16 protein-coding genes and 2 pseudogenes are annotated in these 15,370 nt (G+C 64.5%); 12 read left to right on the forward strand and 6 right to left on the reverse strand.

All coding sequences use genetic code 11. The annotated features are described in order from the left end of the window. Window positions 1–68 precede the first annotated feature (68 nt). Window positions 69–278, reverse strand: a complete 210-nt coding sequence (locus RZS28_RS11310; protein ID WP_407337857.1) for a hypothetical protein — start codon at window positions 276–278, stop codon at window positions 69–71. 610 nt (window positions 279–888) lie between these two features. Here RZS28_RS11310 and trbB point away from each other — a divergent pair. The 11 genes and pseudogenes from trbB (at window position 889) to RZS28_RS11365 (ending at window position 10,614) form a co-directional block, all read left to right on the forward strand. Beyond that, window positions 889–1,927: pseudogene (gene trbB, locus RZS28_RS11315) on the forward strand (P-type conjugative transfer ATPase TrbB). Further along, the gene (locus RZS28_RS11320) at window positions 1,924–2,265 is read left to right on the forward strand and encodes a TrbC/VirB2 family protein (protein ID WP_407337858.1); all 342 of its coding nucleotides are present in this window, start codon (window positions 1,924–1,926) and stop codon (window positions 2,263–2,265) included. The pseudogene trbB and the gene RZS28_RS11320 overlap by 4 nt, the downstream one beginning before the upstream one ends. Beyond that, entirely contained in the window at window positions 2,265–2,540 is a 276-nt protein-coding gene (locus RZS28_RS11325) for a VirB3 family type IV secretion system protein (RefSeq protein ID WP_407337859.1), read from the forward strand. Before RZS28_RS11320 ends, RZS28_RS11325 begins: the two co-directional genes overlap by 1 nt. A gap of 7 nt (window positions 2,541–2,547) precedes the next feature. Further along, window positions 2,548–4,986 (forward strand): conjugal transfer protein TrbE, encoded by a 2,439-nt coding sequence (trbE, locus tag RZS28_RS11330; RefSeq protein ID WP_407337860.1) that lies wholly within the window; start codon window positions 2,548–2,550, stop codon window positions 4,984–4,986. Then, window positions 4,983–5,738, forward strand: coding sequence for a P-type conjugative transfer protein TrbJ (trbJ, locus tag RZS28_RS11335; RefSeq protein WP_407337861.1), 756 nt, complete (start codon window positions 4,983–4,985; stop codon window positions 5,736–5,738). Before trbE ends, trbJ begins: the two co-directional genes overlap by 4 nt. A 10-nt stretch (window positions 5,739–5,748) precedes the next feature. Next, entirely contained in the window at window positions 5,749–6,054 is a 306-nt protein-coding gene (trbK-alt, locus tag RZS28_RS11340; RefSeq protein WP_407337862.1) for a putative entry exclusion protein TrbK-alt, read from the forward strand. Further along, window positions 6,051–7,407, forward strand: a pseudogene (gene trbL / locus RZS28_RS11345) (P-type conjugative transfer protein TrbL). The gene trbK-alt and the pseudogene trbL overlap by 4 nt, the downstream one beginning before the upstream one ends. Before the next feature lie 3 nt (window positions 7,408–7,410). Further along, window positions 7,411–8,100, forward strand: a complete 690-nt coding sequence (trbF, locus tag RZS28_RS11350) for a conjugal transfer protein TrbF (protein WP_407337863.1) — start codon at window positions 7,411–7,413, stop codon at window positions 8,098–8,100. Next, on the forward strand, window positions 8,097–9,170 hold the full coding sequence (trbG, locus tag RZS28_RS11355) for a P-type conjugative transfer protein TrbG (protein WP_407337864.1): 1,074 nt from the start codon (window positions 8,097–8,099) through the stop codon (window positions 9,168–9,170). Before trbF ends, trbG begins: the two co-directional genes overlap by 4 nt. Then, window positions 9,167–10,363, forward strand: coding sequence for a TrbI/VirB10 family protein (locus tag RZS28_RS11360; RefSeq protein ID WP_407337865.1), 1,197 nt, complete (start codon window positions 9,167–9,169; stop codon window positions 10,361–10,363). The genes trbG and RZS28_RS11360 overlap by 4 nt, the downstream gene beginning before the upstream one ends. Beyond that, window positions 10,360–10,614, forward strand: coding sequence for a DUF2274 domain-containing protein (locus tag RZS28_RS11365; protein ID WP_407337866.1), 255 nt, complete (start codon window positions 10,360–10,362; stop codon window positions 10,612–10,614). Before RZS28_RS11360 ends, RZS28_RS11365 begins: the two co-directional genes overlap by 4 nt. A gap of 182 nt (window positions 10,615–10,796) precedes the next feature. Here the strand turns inward: RZS28_RS11365 and RZS28_RS11370 are convergent, their stop codons facing one another. The 5 genes from RZS28_RS11370 to RZS28_RS11390 all read right to left on the reverse strand — a co-directional run bounded on the left by RZS28_RS11370 (window position 10,797) and on the right by RZS28_RS11390 (window position 14,256). Continuing rightward, window positions 10,797–10,976, reverse strand: coding sequence for a LysR family transcriptional regulator (locus RZS28_RS11370; protein ID WP_407337867.1), 180 nt, complete (start codon window positions 10,974–10,976; stop codon window positions 10,797–10,799). After that, window positions 10,951–11,508, reverse strand: coding sequence for an MFS transporter (locus RZS28_RS11375; protein ID WP_407337868.1), 558 nt, complete (start codon window positions 11,506–11,508; stop codon window positions 10,951–10,953). The genes RZS28_RS11370 and RZS28_RS11375 overlap by 26 nt, the downstream gene beginning before the upstream one ends. A 67-nt stretch (window positions 11,509–11,575) precedes the next feature. Beyond that, window positions 11,576–12,385 (reverse strand): MIP/aquaporin family protein, encoded by an 810-nt coding sequence (locus RZS28_RS11380; protein WP_407337869.1) that lies wholly within the window; start codon window positions 12,383–12,385, stop codon window positions 11,576–11,578. A gap of 35 nt (window positions 12,386–12,420) precedes the next feature. After that, window positions 12,421–13,281, reverse strand: a complete 861-nt coding sequence (locus RZS28_RS11385) for an alpha/beta fold hydrolase (RefSeq protein ID WP_407337870.1) — start codon at window positions 13,279–13,281, stop codon at window positions 12,421–12,423. A 12-nt stretch (window positions 13,282–13,293) separates the two neighbouring features. Beyond that, window positions 13,294–14,256: an alpha/beta fold hydrolase gene (locus tag RZS28_RS11390; protein WP_407337871.1), complete on the reverse strand. Its 963-nt coding sequence runs from the start codon at window positions 14,254–14,256 to the stop codon at window positions 13,294–13,296. A gap of 441 nt (window positions 14,257–14,697) precedes the next feature. Between RZS28_RS11390 and RZS28_RS11395 the strand changes: the two genes are divergently transcribed. Then, a complete protein-coding gene (locus RZS28_RS11395) occupies window positions 14,698–15,270 on the forward strand; it encodes a TetR/AcrR family transcriptional regulator (protein ID WP_407337872.1) in 573 nt (190 codons plus the stop codon). Window positions 15,271–15,370 lie beyond the last annotated feature (100 nt).

The raw sequence follows: 15,370 nt of genomic DNA on the forward strand, positions 1-15,370 counted from the left end.
GACCCGCGAACCTCGTCGCGACGGGGAGACCGCCCCGCTTTCGGCGGGACGGCCCAGGTCGCGCAAAATTAATGATTGACCGACGGCTGCATCTTCCGCCGAAGCGTGGCGAACAGATTCTTCATTCCGCGGTGATCCGACGGCGTATCCGGTGCGAACACCGGTCCATCCATAGCGGGGTGATCAAACCGCCAATGACCACCACGGGTCTTGGTGGCAACGAAGCCCTGACGCTCAAGCTGGCGCCGTGCTTCTTTCATCTGACTGCTTGCAGACAAGTTCGTTCTCCTTGGCAGGCGGCCGACGGCAAACAGCCCTTCTCGACCGCAACACTGGGTTGAGGGTCCGAGGTGCCAAGGAGTTTTTGTAATGCTCCATGCGCATCCTCCTCCTGCTTGCTGGACAATTTCCAGCGTCACCGAAGGCGGCAGCAGCGATAAAAGGCAGTCCCAAGACGTACAGGATAACCGGACGACCCGATTAATCCCGCGTAGCCGCCCCTCACTCGGAGAGAAAGGGTGAAATGCCCGCATAACTGCGTCGCGGTCCTGCTAGGATGCACCGGCATGAATAAAAGTCAAGGACCGCAAATCGGGATCATGCAACGAGCCGACCGAGCTAAGGCAAGTTCGTCGAAACATCGGCAAGTCCACGATTCGGATGATTAAGATCGAATCCCGTGAGTAACTGCCGACGAGATAGATCGTCGATTCCGTGTCAAAGCGGTCACAAAGTCACACACGTCGAAGTACATTCGATCTCGCACCCAGCAAGTATTTTTTCTCTGCTCTACGCTGGGCTCCTACGACGACTAAAACCTTGTTGATCAACCTCATTCTCTGCCTTTTCTAATCATCCCCGTCGCCAATCGCATGCCGCGATTGGCCTATGACGGGGACGATCGTGGCGGTCACTCCACTCCATTCCGAGGTTTTTTCCCGAGGCGCGCGCATGTTGCGCACCGCCCTCGGCCCGGCGATCGCAACCTTCCTCGAAGATCCCTCGATCGTCGAGGTGATGCTCAACCCGGACGGCCGGCTGTGGATCGACCGGCTGTCGGGCGGCCTGGAGGATACCGGACGGACGATGTCCGCCGCCGATGGCGAGCGGATCGTTCGTCTCGTCGCCCACCATGTCGGCGCCGAGGTGCATGCCGGACGCCCGCGCGTCTCGGCCGAGCTACCTGAGACGGGAGAGCGGTTCGAGGGTCTTCTGCCACCCGTCGTCACCGCGCCGGCCTTCGCCATCCGCAAGCCCGCTGTCGCGGTCTTCACCCTCGACGACTACGTCGCCGCCGGTCTTCACACCTCGACGACTATCGCCGCCGGGCAATGACGGCCGGCCAGGCGGTCTTGCTGCGAGGCCGTCGCCGCCCGCAAGAACATCCTCGTCGCAGGCGGCACCGGCACCGGCAAGACGACGCTGACCAACGCGCTGCTCGCCGAGATCGCCGGCACAAGCGATCGCGTCGTGCTGATCGAGGATACGCGCGAGCTGCAATGCCCGGGCCGAACTTGGTCGCCATGCGCACCAAGGACGGGGTGGCGTCGCTCTCCGACCTCGTCCGGTCCTCGCTACGCCTGCGGCCCGACCGCATCCCGATCGGTGAGGTGCGTGGGGCGGAGGCGCTCGACCTCCTCAAAGCCTGGGGCACGGGGCACCCGGGGGCATCGGCACGATCCACGCCGGCACCGCACTCGGCGCGCTCCGCCGCCTCGAACAGCTCATCCAGGAAGCCGTCGTTACCGTCCCCAAGGCGCTGCTCGCCGAGACCATCGATCTCGTCGCCGTGCTGCGCGGCCGCGGCAGCGAACGCCGCCTCTCCGAACTCGCCATCGTCGCCGGTCTCGATCCCGCCACCGGCGATTACCGCGTCCTGTCCGCCGGGGCGGGCGGCGAACCCACGCTTCCTGGAGAGCCGTCATGATCCGTTCCATTGCCGCCGTCCGCCGTGCCCATCGGCGCCTCGCTGACCTTGTCTTCATCACCGCCATCTCGCTGGCCTTCGCACCGGCGGCCTATGCCTCGGGCTCGTCCATGCCCTGGGAGACGCCGCTCAACTCGATCCTGGAATCGGTCCAAGGTCCGGTCGCCAAGATCATCTCGGTCATCATCATAACGGTGACCGGCCTGACGCTCGCCTTCGGCGACACCAGCGGAGGCTTCCGCCGGCTGATCCAGATCGTCTTCGGCCTGTCGATCGCCTTCGCCGCGTCGAGCTTCTTCCTGTCGTTCTTCTCCTTCTCCGGTGGGGCGCTGATCTGATGGCGACGATCGGCGATCCGGACGTCCCCGGCTTCTTCGCGCCCGTGCATCGGGCGCTGACGGACCCGATCCTCATGGGCGGCGCGCCGCGTACCGTGGCGATTGCCAACGGCACGTTGGCGGCCGCCATCGCTCTTGGCCTTCGCCTCTGGATTCCCGGCGCGCTGATGTGGGCGGTAGGGCACACCGCCGCCGTCTGGGCTGCCAAGCGTGATCCGATGTTCGTCGACGTGGTGCGGCGGCATCTGCGCTACCCACCCTATTTCGGCGTGTGAGGCTCCGATGCTGAACCTCGCCGAATATCGCAGCCATCCCGCCGGCCTCGCCGATTTCCTGCCCTGGGCTGCGCTGGTCGAGAAAGGCGTCGTCCTCAACAAGGACGGCTCGTTCCAGCGCACCGCGCGGTTTCGCGGACCAGACCTCGACAGCGCCACACCGGCCGAGCTGGTTGGCGTGACGGCGCGCCTGAACAACGCGCTCCGCCGCCTCGGCTCCGGTTGGGCGGTCTTTGTCGAAGCGCAACGCGCTGCCGCCCAGATCTACCCGCACAGCATGTTCCCGGATTCGGCGTCCGCGCTGGTCGATCTCGAACGCCAGGATGCGTTCGAGGAGGCCGGCACGCATTTTGAGAGCCGTTATTTCCTGACCTTCGTCTGGCTGCCGCCGGCGGAGGACGCCTCCCGCATCGAGGGCTGGCTCTACGAGGGCCGCGCGCAGACCGGCGTCGATCCGTGGGAGCTGCTGCGCGGCTTTGCCGATCGCACCGACCGGGTGCTGCAACTGGTCGAAGGCTTCATGCCCGAAATCGGCTGGCTCGACGATGGCGAGACACTGACCTACCTGCATTCCGCCGTCTCGACCCGGCAGCAGCGGGTCCGCGTCCCCGAGACGCCGATGCACCTCGATGCGCTGCTGGCCGACGAGCCGCTGACCGGCGGCCTCGAGCCGCGATTGGGGCGCGCGCATCTGCGCATGCTGACCGTGGTCGGATTCCCGACCGCGACGCATCCCGGCATCCTCGACGAGCTGAACCGGCTGGCCTTCCCGTATCGCTGGTCGACGCGCGCGGTCCTGCTCGACAAGACCGAGGCGGTAAAGCTGCTGACCAAGATCCGGCGCCAGTGGTTCGCCAAGCGCAAGTCGATCGCCGCCATCGTCAAGGAAGTGATGACCAACGAGGCTTCAACCCTCGTGGATTCCGACGCCGCCAACAAGGCGATCGATGCGGACATGGCGCTGCAGGAGTTGGGCACCGACGATGTCGGTCAGGCCTATGTGACCGCCACCATCACGGTTTGGGACGAGGACGCCGGCGTCGCGGCCGAGAAGGCGCGGCTGGTCGAGAAGGTGATCCAGGGCCGCGACTTCACCTGCATGTCCGAAGGCGTGAATGCGATCGAGGCCTGGCTCGGCTCACTGCCGGGGCACGCCTACGCCAATGTCCGCCAGCCGCCCATCAGCACCTTGAACCTGGCCCACATGATTCCGCTCTCGGCGGTCTGGGCCGGCCCCGCGCGCGACGAGCATTTCCAGGCGTCACCGCTGTTCTTCGGCAAGACCGAAGGCTCGACGCCGTTCCGCTTCTCGCTCCATGTCGGCGATGTCGGCCACACGCTGATCGTCGGCCCGACCGGTGCCGGCAAGTCGGTGCTGCTGTCCCTGATGGCGATGCAGTTCCGGCGCTACCGCAACAGCCAGATCTTCGCCTTCGATTTCGGCGGTTCGATCAGGACCGCGGCGCTCGCCATGGGCGGCGACTGGCACGATCTCGGCGGCAGCCTGTCGGCTGGCGCTGAGGATTCCGTCTCGCTGCAACCGCTGGCGCGCATCGATGATGCGGCTGAGCGCGCCTGGGCGGCTGAATGGGTGGCGGCGATCCTCGCCAAGGAAGGCGTGCCGATCGACCCGACAGCCAAGGAACATATCTGGTCGGCGCTGAATTCGCTCGCCTCGTCGCCCGTGCAGGAACGGACGATCACCGGGCTCGCGGTCCTGCTGCAATCGACTTCCCTCAAGCAGGCGCTGCAACCCTATTGCGTCGGCGGCGCTTCAGGTCGGCTGCTCGACGCCGAGACCGAACAGCTCGGCTCCGCACCTGTCCAGGCCTTCGAGACCGAGGGCCTGATCGGCGCGGGCGCGGCGCCCGCCATGCTTACCTATCTCTTCCATCGCATCGAGGGCCGTCTCGACGGCCGCCCGACCTTGCTGATCATCGACGAAGGCTGGCTGGTCCTCGATGATCCCGCCTTTGCACAGCAATTGCGCGAGTGGCTGAAAACCTTGCGCAAGAAGAACGCCTCCGTCGTCTTCGCCACGCAGTCGCTCTCCGACATCGATGGGAGCAGCATCGCGCCGGCGATCGTCGAGAGCTGCCCGACGCGGGTGTTCCTGCCGAACGAGCGCGCGATCGAGCCGCAAATCACCGCCATCTATCGCCGTTTCGGCTTGAACGACCGGCAGATCGAGATCATCGCGCGGGCGACCCCCAAGCGCGATTACTACTGCCAGTCGCGGCGCGGCAATCGCCTGTTCGAGCTAGGGCTCGGCCCTGTCGCGCTCGCCTTCTGTGCCGCGTCCTCCAAGGCCGATCACGCCGCCATCGAGCGCGTCCTCACCGAACATGGTCGCGACGCCTTCACGGCCGCCTGGCTCGCGGATCGCGAGCTGCTGTGGGCCGCCGACCTTATCCCCGACCTGTCCAATCTGGAGGTGCAATCATGATCGCTCGCAAGATGCGGCGCGCGAGTCTCCTCGCCGCTGCCCTCTCGCTTCCCCTGTCGATGTCGCCGCTGATGACGATGCCGGCCTCGGCGCAGTGGATCGTCTACGACCCGACCAACTTCAGCCAGAACGTGCTGACCGCGGCGCGTGAGCTGCAGCAGATCAACAATCAAATCCAGATGCTGACCAACCAGGCCCAGAGCCTGATCAACCAGGCGAAGAACCTCGCTAGCCTGCCGATGTCGACGTTGAGCCAGCTTCAATCGACCATCGCGCGGACTCAATCCCTTCTCACCCAAGCGCAGAATATTTCCTTCAACGTCCAGCAGATTCAAACCACCTATTCGTCTACCTATGGCGCGGCGCCGACCACGGGGTCCAACGCAACGCTGTTTGCCGCCGCCCAAACCCGCTGGCAAAACTCCGTCGGCGCGTTCGAGGATAGCCTGAAGGTGCAGGCCGGCGTCGTCGGCAACATCACCACCAACTCGACAGCGATGACCTCGCTGGTCTCGGCCAGCCAGTCCGCATCCGGTGCGCTGCAAGCCGCGCAGGCCGGCAACCAGCTCCTCGCCCTGCAATCGCAGCAGCTCTCCGACCTCGTCGCGGTGCTCGCTGTGAAGGGACGGGCCGATGCGCTCGAACAGGCGCGCACGGCCGCGTCGGAGTCGCAGGGCCAACAGCAATACAAGATCTTCTCGACGCGCAGCGGCTACCAGCCCGGCAACGTCACCATGTTCAGCGGCAATTGAGGCGCGGGTCATGGGGCGGCCGGACATCTTCCGCGCGCTGGCGATCGCAGCGCTAGTCGGCGTCTTCATCGCGACGCTCTTCGCGGTCAATCGGCGTCCTGCCACGCTGGTTGCGCCCGACGTCCAATCCACCTCCTCGCCTGACGACATCTCGGCCGAGCTGCGCCGTTGCAGCGCGCTCGCTACCCAGGATGCCGAAGATCCGCGCTGCCAAGCGGTCTGGGAGGAGAACCGCCGCCGCTTCTTCGGCAGGTCGGCGCGGCCGTTACCGCCCGCGGCCGCGCCGGCCAACGCCACACCGGGAGACGCGCGATGAACAATGTCGGCGTCATCGACACCTTCCTCAACACCTTCACGACCTACATCGATTCTGGCTTCGGCCTGATCAAAGGCGAGGTCACGTATCTTTCCTCGACGCTGATCGTCATCGACATCACGCTCGCGGGCCTCTTCTGGGCCTGGGGCGGTGACGAGGACATCCTCCAGCGCCTGGTGAAGAAGACCCTCTACATCGGCTTCTTCGCCTTCATCATCACCAACTTCAATAATCTCTCCGCCATCATCTTCAACAGCTTCGCCGGGCTCGGTTTGAAGGCGAGCGGATCGTCGATCTCGACCGCCACCTTCCTGCAACCCGGACACCTCGCCCAGGTCGGGCTCGATGCCGGTCAGCCGTTGCTCGACGCGGCGAGCCAGATGGTTGGGCCGGTGGCCATCTTCACCAATGCCATTCAGATCGCCGTGCTGATGGTGTCTTGGCTGCTGGTGCTGATCGCCTTCTTCATCCTGGCGGTCCAGCTCTTCGTCACGCTCATCGAGTTCAAGCTGACGACGCTGGCCGGCTTCATCCTCATTCCCTTCGCACTCTTCAACAAGACCGCCTTCCTTGCCGAAAAGGTGCTGGGCAACATCGTCGCCTCCGGCGTCAAGGTGATGGTGCTCGCCGTCATCGTCGGCATCGGCACAGGGCTGTTCTCGCAGTTTACCACCACCTATGCCGGCGGGCAGCCCACGATCGAACAGGCGCTGTCGGTCGTGCTCGCGGCCCTCGCCATGCTCGGCCTCGGCATTTTCGGTCCCGGCATTGCGACGGGCCTGGTCTCCGGGGCTCCCCAGCTCGGCGCGGGCGCTGCCATCGGCACCGGCCTGGCCGTCGCCGGCACGGCGATGGCCGGCGCCGGCGCGCTCGGCCTGGCCGGCAGGGGGCGATGGCTGCGGCTTCCGGCACTGCCCGCCGCCGCGCGGTGGGGCGGCAATGGCGGGCGGCGCATCCTCCGCCTACGGCCTTGCTTCAGCCGGCCGGTCCGGGGCGTCGGGCGTCGCGGCCGGACTCGGCGGGGTTGGGCGAGCGGCCGCTTCAGCCGCCGCGGCTCCTGTGCGGCGCGCCGCCGCTCAAGCCGGCAGTTCGATGCGGGAAAGCTTCGCCGCCGGCCGGTCCAGTTTCGCCGCAACCGGCGGATCGTCAACCGGAGGGACGGTCGGCGGCAATTCACCAAGCACGCCCGCGGCGCCCACGGGCGGATCGGAGGGTTCCGGCCCACCGGCCTGGGCCCAGCGCATGAAGCGCAACCAGTCAATGGTCCACGGCGCGCAGACCGCCGCGCAGGTCCTCAGGTCCGGCGACAGCCATGGCGGCGGCCATTCCGTCGATCTCTCAGGAGGAGAATAAGACATGGCGCTGTTCCGCCGCCCCACGGTTCGCTATGGCCGGACGCCTGAGCCTGAGACCCCCTATCAGCGCGCCGCCCAGGTTTGGGATGACCGTATCGGCTCGGCCCGGGTGCAAGCCAAGAACTGGCGGCTGATGGCCTTCGGCTCGCTGGCGCTCTCCATGGGTCTCGCCGGCGGTCTTGTCTGGCAGTCGACCCACGGCAGCATCGTCCCCTGGGTGGTGCAGGTCGATAAGCTCGGCCAGGCGCAGGCCGTCGCGCCCGCCGCCGCCGACTACACGCCCAGCGATCCGCAGATCGCCTGGTATCTTGCGCACTTCATCCAGATCGTCCGGTCGCTACCGGCCGATCCGATCATCGTGCGGCAGAACTGGCTGCAGGCCTACGACTTCACCACCACCTCGGGCTCGCAGGCGCTCAACGACTACGCGCGCGCCAACGACCCCTTCGCCAAGCTCGGCAAGCAGCAGATCGCCATCGACGTCTCGAGCGTGATCCGCGCCTCGCCCTCGAGCTTCCGCGTCGAATGGGTCGAGCATCGCTACCAGGACGGCGCACTCGCCGACAACACCCGTTGGACCGCGATTCTCACGATCGCCATCCAGATGCCAACCTCCGCCGACGTGCTCCGCAAGAACCCGCTCGGCATCTACGTCACCGCCATCAACTGGTCGAAGGAGATGGGACAATGACCTCGCCGATTTCCATGGAAGCCGGCGGTCCGGCTTCGCGTTTCTCCGCCGTTCAGCAGAACCGGAAGGGAGCAAATGCGGCTTTCCGCAAGGCCGGGCTCGCGGGTTTGCTGATGTCCGTCACCGCACTCGGCGGCTGCGCGCACAATTTCATTCCGCCTGACATCAACTACGACAGTGCAGCGCCAGCCAAGCTCACCGTCGATCCACCGGCGCCCATCAAGATCGTCGAGTTGCCGAAGCCCCTGCCGCTGCCCGGGCAACTGAAGCCGATCGACGGTGGAAAGCCGACACCGGAAGCCGCCGACCCGACTGTGCGCGTCAACCAGGCCAATGCCGCCGCGCGGATCCAGCCGGTGCGCAACGGCTTCATCAACGCGGTCCAGGTCTATCCGTTCTCCGGCGGGGCGCTCTACCAAGTCTATACGGCGCCCGGCGAGATCACCGACATCGCCCTACAGGAGGGCGAGCAGCTCGTCGGCTCCGGCCCGGTCGCGGCCGGCGACACCGTGCGCTGGATTATCGGCGATACCGAGAGCGGCGCGGGCGCCACCAAGAAGGTCCACATCCTGATCAAGCCGACGAGACCCGAGCTGCTCACCAATCTGGTGATCAACACGGATCGGCGGACCTACCTACTCGAGCTGCGCTCGACCGAGAAGACCTACATGGCCTCGGTCTCGTGGCAGTATCCGGAAGACCAGCTCATCGCGCTTCGGCGGCAGAACCAGGAGGCCGACGCAGCGGCCCCGATCGCCAGCGGCGTCGATCTCGCCTCGATCAACTTCCGTTACGCGATCCAGGGCGACAATCCGGCCTGGCGACCGCTGCGCGCCTTCGACGACGGGCACAAGGTCTACATCGAATTCCCGAGCGGCATCGCCCAGGGCGAGATGCCGCCATTGTTCGTCATCGGACCGGCCGGCGGCTCCGAGCTGGTGAACTACCGGGTCAACCACAACTACTACATCGTCGACCGTCTGTTCGCGGCGGCCGAGCTCCGTCTCGGCGACAAGGATAGCGAGCGGCGTGTCCGCATCGTCCGCACCGATGGAAAGCCGCGGTCATGACGGTGGAAGGCCCAGACGAACACCAGGCGCCCGCCGTCACCCCGGACCTGCGGCTCAGGGGTGAGCATCCGCGTGTCACGCGGCTCTCGCGAAAGGTCCTGATCACTCTCGGCGCGGTTTCGGCGCTCGCCGTTGCCGGTGCCCTCGGCTACGCGCTACAGACGCACAACAAGACTCAAACCGGCCAGGAATTGCTCAACACGCAGAACCGGCCGTCGGCCGAGGGCCTAGCCGGCTTACCGAAGGACTATACCGGACTGCCCCGGCAGGCCCCGCCGCTCGGCCCACCGCTTCCCGGCGACCTTGGCAAGCCGATCCTCAATGGCGGTGCGGCGCCGAACACGGCCGCACCGACGGGCGGTCCGAATCCCGAACAACAACGGCTGGCTCAAGAAACCGAAGCTGCGCGCGTCAGCCGCCTGTTCGCTCAGACCAACCAGCAGCCCCAGCCCATCGGTCTCCCAGGCTCGACAGCGACCGGAGCGCAGAGCGGACCGACACCGACGCCGCCCGTCGATTCCGGCGCCGCTCAGAACATGCAGGATCGCAAGACCGCCTTCCTCAACGCTTCGACGGATCGGCGCACGGTTAGCGAGGATCAGCTCCAGGCGAAAGCCTCGCCCTATGTCGTACAGGCCGGCACCGTCATTCCGGGCGCACTCATCACGGGCATCCGCTCCGATCTTCCTGGCCAGATTACGGCCCAGGTGACGGAAGCGGTCTACGATAGCCCGACCGGCCGATATCTGCTGATCCCGCAGGGTGCAAAACTGATCGGCCAGTACGACAGCTCCGTCGCCTTCGGCCAGAGCCGTATCCTGCTCGTCTGGACCCGCCTCATCATGCCAAACGGCACATCGATCGTGCTCGAACGCCAGCCAGGCGCCGACACAGAAGGCTACGCAGGCCTCCAGGATCAGGTAGACTATCATTGGGGCGAGCTGTTCAAGGCGGCGGTGCTCTCGACCATCCTCAGCGTCGGCGCCGAGGCTGGTGCGAGCGACAGCGAGAACAATCTGGCCCAGGCCATCCGGATGGGCGCGTCCAATAGCATCAGCCAGACCGGCCAGCAGATCGTTTCGCGCCAGCTCAACATCCAGCCGACGCTGACCATCCGGCCGGGTTTCCCGGTCCGCGTCATCGTCACGCGCGATCTCGTGTTAGCTCCTTACTGGCAAGGAAATACGCCATGACGAAGCTCAAACTTGGCCCGCTTGCCGACGACAAGCCCGTCAAGCTCACCGTCGAGTTGCCCGCTACAGTGCATCGCGACCTGGTCGCCTACGCTGAGGTGCTCGGTCGCACGAGCGGGCTACCGGCGCCCGACCCGGCCAAACTGGTTGTGCCGATGGTCGAGCGATTCATGGCGACGGATCGGGCTTTTGCGAAGTCTCGCCGGGGCGTCGCTCACCCTCGGGCGGAATCGTCGGAGAGATCAGGATAACGCCCCCGGGAGAATGTCGAGGAACAGGCGTAGGGAAGGATTGGTATTCGCTTCTCGCCAATAGGCTCGGAAATTCAGACGGGTCGCACCATTCGAGTCATGCATCTCACGAAAGGTCACTCCTGGACACACAGCCCCTGTCGCGCCTTCCAGCGCGAGCAAAATCCCGCGCCCAATCCCTACTAGGGTCGCGTTCCGCCATTGCTACGTTCGAACAAGCTTGCGTCGACTTCTAATTCGAGATCACGCAGCCTGCGGCTTAACGTCGACTGACGGACATTGAGCGTCTCTGCGGCCTGCCGAAGGCTCCTATGCCGCGCAGCGATGATCGCCCATTTAAGGTCGCGGAGTTCCACGCTCATTCCGTCCAACTGTCTGGAGGTTAGCGCCAACCCCAGACGACTGCGGTGATGCCGCAGTTCGGCTTTCTCGGCGTTCGGAGATTGCGAGCGCCACAGCGGTAACGAGCGCAATTGACGCAGTGGTTACGAGTAACGCGTGCGACGTTTGGAACGCCGCAAGTTGCGGGGTTGTCCGCGCAATAACGATGACGATGGTCGCGCTACCGAGGCTGCCACCGACACGCTGCAGGATGTTCGCTGTAATGGTGGCGTCGGTCAGGTTATCCGGGGCCGCCCGGAATGCCGCAGTCATGGACGGTATGCCTGACAGGCCGACGCCGATGCCGCGCAGCGCCCGCGAGAGTTCGACAGCGACGAGGTTTGCATTTGCCGGAAGGAAAACAAACGGGACCGTGGCCACAATTGTGATCGCCAGGCCGACGATACAGATGAGGCCGCCGCCGATGCGGTCAGTGAGCCGGCCACCGATCGGCATCGCGGCCATGGCTCCAACCCTATAGACGATAGAAATATTGGTCTTGTTTATATTCACGATCCCGCTCCTTCACTGTCGCAGACAGCAGAAGTGAAGGCGTCGCAAGTTGCCAAGTCGGAGATGCTTATCGCCGACAGCCTGGTCGGCCGGATGGATGCCATTCGGACACCCCATCGCCGGTCGAGATGAGCGGATCGGCGAGTTCGTACGTCCTGCCGGGTATGACGTACGAGGCCAAGACTGCGCCGATTGCGGGACCGATCGCGTAAATCCACACTGCCGACACATCCCGCGCCGCGAGGGCAGGTCCGATGCTACGGGCAAGATTGGTACTTGTGCCGGAAAGCGGGGCCTCGATCATTGTCATCAGGCTGAACAATATGGGGACAGCAAGGAAGCTGGCGATCGTCGGCAGGTTCCAACGCTGCTGTCCGAGGACTACCGAAACGAGTAGGAAGGTCACCACCACCTCCCCTATGAACGCGGTCCAGACGTTCACATCAGGGCCGGGCGCTGTCAGGCCATAATGGAGTTCGTCCGCGATATCGCCCCATAGCGAGAGAGCTGCGGCACCGAGAACGCCACCGCAAAGCTGCGCGAACATGTAACAGACAGCGATTGGCGTGTTCACGCCGCCCCTGCGCCACAAGGCCAGCGTGATCGAGGGATTGAAATGAGCGCCACTCATCCTGCCGAGGGGCGAGATCGCCAGGATGCCGACGAATGCTCCAAACGCGAAACCGGCGAGCGCGCGCTGTGCAAGAGGAAGATGGCCAAGGCTGCCGGCGATCAGGCCATGGGGCCAGGTCACTGCGAATATCAGTGACAGTCCGCCAAAAACGAGCAGGGCTGTGCCAATGAATTCCGCCGCGACTTTGCTGTGAAAGCTGTGGGCTGCCTTTTTGGTCTTCTCTGTAGGAACAACTGGTTCCAACGCCGAACCTCATCCAACCTCATCGAACCGGACGATCACGGCTTGGAGGACGCTGCGCCATGAAACGCAATGATCCGCTCCGCCAGCCACTCGGGCTTTTCATCCGGGATCCAGTGCCCGCACTGTGGGATGATGCCGCCTTCGACATATTGGGCGACACGCTGCATCGAGCGGAGTGGTATTTCGCCCATGCAATGCGATCCGCCATAGGCCAAGACGGGAATAGTCAACTTCGTCTTGACCAACTCACGGCTCTGACGCGCACTTTCGGGAAAGGCCCGATAATATTCAAACCCTGCGCGCATGCCGCCGAGGGAGGCGTAGCAGCGAACATATTCGTCGATCTCCTCCCCGGTGATCGCACGCGGATCGAAGGCGTACCGCTTGTAGAAGAAGCTGAGATATTCGCGTTCCCGTCCGGCCAGCAGAAGATCGGGGAGATCCGCCTCCTGATGGAAACCGAAGTGCCAATATTCCTTCTGCGCGTCGTCATCGCTTTCGACGCCGAGCACCTTGCTTTCGAGGAAAACCAGGCTTTCGACCTCGTCACGATAATTTGCGGCATAGGCGTAGGCGACGCGTCCGCCGTTGTCGTGGCCGACCAGGCGAATCCGGGGGATGTCGAGATACTGCACCATGGCGTGCAGGTCCGCCGCGACCGTATCGCTGTCATAGCCGGTCTTCGGCCTGGACGAGTCGCCGGCCCCTCGCATGTCGACGGCGATGACATCATGGCCTGCTTCGATGAGGCGGGGAATGACGTGGCGCCAACTGAACCATGTCTGAGGCCAGCCATGGACGAGGAGGACCGGCTCGCCTCGCCCGCCGCGCGCGTAATGAAGGCGCACGTCTCCGACTTCCGCGACGTTGTGGGAAAGTGTCGTGTCAACAGGCATTGAAAGTCTCCTTCACGCCAGTCGGCTGGCGGCATAAGGGGCCAGGAATTGTTGCAGCGCCGCCAGCAGTTGCTCGGGCTTTTCCTCGGCGGGGTAGTGGCCGCTGCCTGCGATGATGACCGACTGCACGTCGGCGGCGACCGTGCGCAGCTCTTTCTCGACGCTGTCACCGCAGGCGAGCGCACCGGCGAAGGACAGGATGGGAAGGGTCAGCTTGCGCGCCATGCGGGCGCGATTCTGTGGGATCGACTGATCGATGGCGCGGTAATAGTCGAAGCTGGCGCGCAGTGCCTCGGGATCGCGCTTGAGTTCTTCGATATAGAATGCGCGCGCATAGGCGGGCACAGCCTCAGGCGTGCCCGCCTTGGTCGCGAACTGATGGCCGAAATAGATTTCCTCGCGCCCTTCCACGAGCCGTTCGTTGACGTCGAGGGCGCGGTTGAAGTTGAAGTGCCAAAGAAAATCACTCAGCCAGCGATCGTCGCTGAGCAGCGGCGGTGAAGGCGAAAGGCCCGGGATGATGGCTTCGCCGAGCGCAATCCGCGCGATGCGGTCGGGCTGGTCTGCCGCCATCGCGTATCCGGTCCACATGCCGATGTCGTGGCCGACCATGGCGAACCGCTGGTGACCGAGCGCGGACATCAGCGCGAACATGTCGGAAGCAAGTGTGTCTGAATCGTAGCCTGTGGTTGGTTTATCGGAGAGTCCGACGCCGCGGGGGTCGGCAGCGACGACCGTGAATTGCTCGGCAAGAGGCACCATCAGATAGCGCCAGGCAAACCAGTTCTGCGGCCAACCCGCGAGCAGAAGCAGCGGCGGGCCGTTTCCGCCGATGACAGCGTGCAGCCGAAGGCCGTTGGCATCGACGAGCCAGCTTTCAAAAAGGGCCGTGAAGCCGGCGGGTAGCCGGGGAACGTCATGCACCGAACCGAACCCTACGGCGCGCGTACGGCCGGATCCTTCCACAACAGGCATTCGATACCCTCCAAATCTGTGACAACCGACACATATATTTACCGCCGAGGAAAGGAAAGGCTTTTCATGTCGATCGGCACAAAAATAGCTTCGGTGAAAGGAAGCTCTGGTTCGGCGTGGCCGCTCAGACCGAAGGGGCGTGTGTTGCCGGGAAAATTTTCCGCGTGCTCAGAGCGGCCAGCCTCTGATTGGGCTTGCGCTCTGCGCTGACGTAAATTACGTGTTGAGCGGCATAGAAATAGTGGCGTTTGCGTGGTATTGGCTCGGATGGCGGCTCCGAAGAGTGAGCGACCGAGCGTTCGCGAGTATCGGCACAACCCGTTATGCAACGAAGGAGTGCGTCAATTGTCGAGCGGGGCCAGCACGATGCAAACCGAAGTGACGGCAGCGCCGCGAGGACGTCCGCGGACGTTCGACCGCGAAGTCGCGCTGCGAAAGGCTATGACGCTGTTCTGGACGAAGGGCTTTGAAGCAACCTCCATGCAGGACCTCGTCGGCGCCATGGGGATTAACTCGCCGAGCATCTACGCAGCCTACGGCAGCAAGGAGGATCTGTTTCGTGAGGCGGTGGCGCTCTATGCCGACGCAGAGGGCGGCGCGACGCTGCGGGCCTTGACCGGCGACCTGTCGGCCCGGGCCGCGGTCGAGGTCCTGCTCAAGGAAAATGTCAAGCTCTTCACGGGGTCAGATAGGCCGCGCGGCTGCCTTATCGTGCTCGGCGCCGTGAACGTCGCTGGCGACCATGCCGCGATTCAAACGTTCCTGCGCGAACGCCGCCGCGAAATCAGCGAAGCCTTTGTTCGGCGGCTGACACGGGCAGTCACGGACGGCGAATTGCCCGCGGAAACGGAGGTGGAGCCGCTCGCAGCGCTCTGTGTGACCTTCCTTAATGGCCTATCAATCCAGGCGACCGACGGCGTATCACGGGATGTCCTAATGAAGGCAGTCGACCGGCTGATGGCGATCTGGCCTCAAGCCGACTTACCGAAGTCGGTCCGGAAGAAGCCGGCCTAGGCGGATCCCCATGCGTTACACGAAGTGGTCATTTGAGGTTGCGACGCCTCGTTCGCTCGAGATGAGGGCCCGGAGTGGGAATGGCCTTCGTCAACACGAC

Source organism: Methylocapsa polymorpha, from assembly GCF_045689225.1.
GTDB classification, from domain to species: domain Bacteria; phylum Pseudomonadota; class Alphaproteobacteria; order Rhizobiales; family Beijerinckiaceae; genus Methylocapsa; species Methylocapsa polymorpha.

What these genes read in the sequence shown, in the direction of transcription:
- RZS28_RS11325 (WP_407337859.1), top strand. Translation starts at nt 2,265, where the DNA reads ATGGCGACGATCGGCGATCCGGACGTCCCCGGCTTCTTCGCGCCCGTG.
- RZS28_RS11360 (WP_407337865.1), top strand. Translation starts at nt 9,167, where the DNA reads ATGACGGTGGAAGGCCCAGACGAACACCAGGCGCCCGCCGTCACCCCG.
- RZS28_RS11320 (WP_407337858.1), top strand. Translation starts at nt 1,924, where the DNA reads ATGATCCGTTCCATTGCCGCCGTCCGCCGTGCCCATCGGCGCCTCGCT.
- RZS28_RS11365 (WP_407337866.1), top strand. Translation starts at nt 10,360, where the DNA reads ATGACGAAGCTCAAACTTGGCCCGCTTGCCGACGACAAGCCCGTCAAG.
- RZS28_RS11370 (WP_407337867.1), bottom strand. Translation starts at nt 10,976, where the DNA reads ATGAGCGTGGAACTCCGCGACCTTAAATGGGCGATCATCGCTGCGCGG.
- RZS28_RS11390 (WP_407337871.1), bottom strand. Translation starts at nt 14,256, where the DNA reads ATGCCTGTTGTGGAAGGATCCGGCCGTACGCGCGCCGTAGGGTTCGGT.
- trbJ (WP_407337861.1), top strand. Translation starts at nt 4,983, where the DNA reads ATGATCGCTCGCAAGATGCGGCGCGCGAGTCTCCTCGCCGCTGCCCTC.
- RZS28_RS11385 (WP_407337870.1), bottom strand. Translation starts at nt 13,281, where the DNA reads ATGCCTGTTGACACGACACTTTCCCACAACGTCGCGGAAGTCGGAGAC.
- trbK-alt (WP_407337862.1), top strand. Translation starts at nt 5,749, where the DNA reads ATGGGGCGGCCGGACATCTTCCGCGCGCTGGCGATCGCAGCGCTAGTC.
- trbF (WP_407337863.1), top strand. Translation starts at nt 7,411, where the DNA reads ATGGCGCTGTTCCGCCGCCCCACGGTTCGCTATGGCCGGACGCCTGAG.
- RZS28_RS11395 (WP_407337872.1), top strand. Translation starts at nt 14,698, where the DNA reads ATGACGCTGTTCTGGACGAAGGGCTTTGAAGCAACCTCCATGCAGGAC.
- trbG (WP_407337864.1), top strand. Translation starts at nt 8,097, where the DNA reads ATGACCTCGCCGATTTCCATGGAAGCCGGCGGTCCGGCTTCGCGTTTC.
- trbE (WP_407337860.1), top strand. Translation starts at nt 2,548, where the DNA reads ATGCTGAACCTCGCCGAATATCGCAGCCATCCCGCCGGCCTCGCCGAT.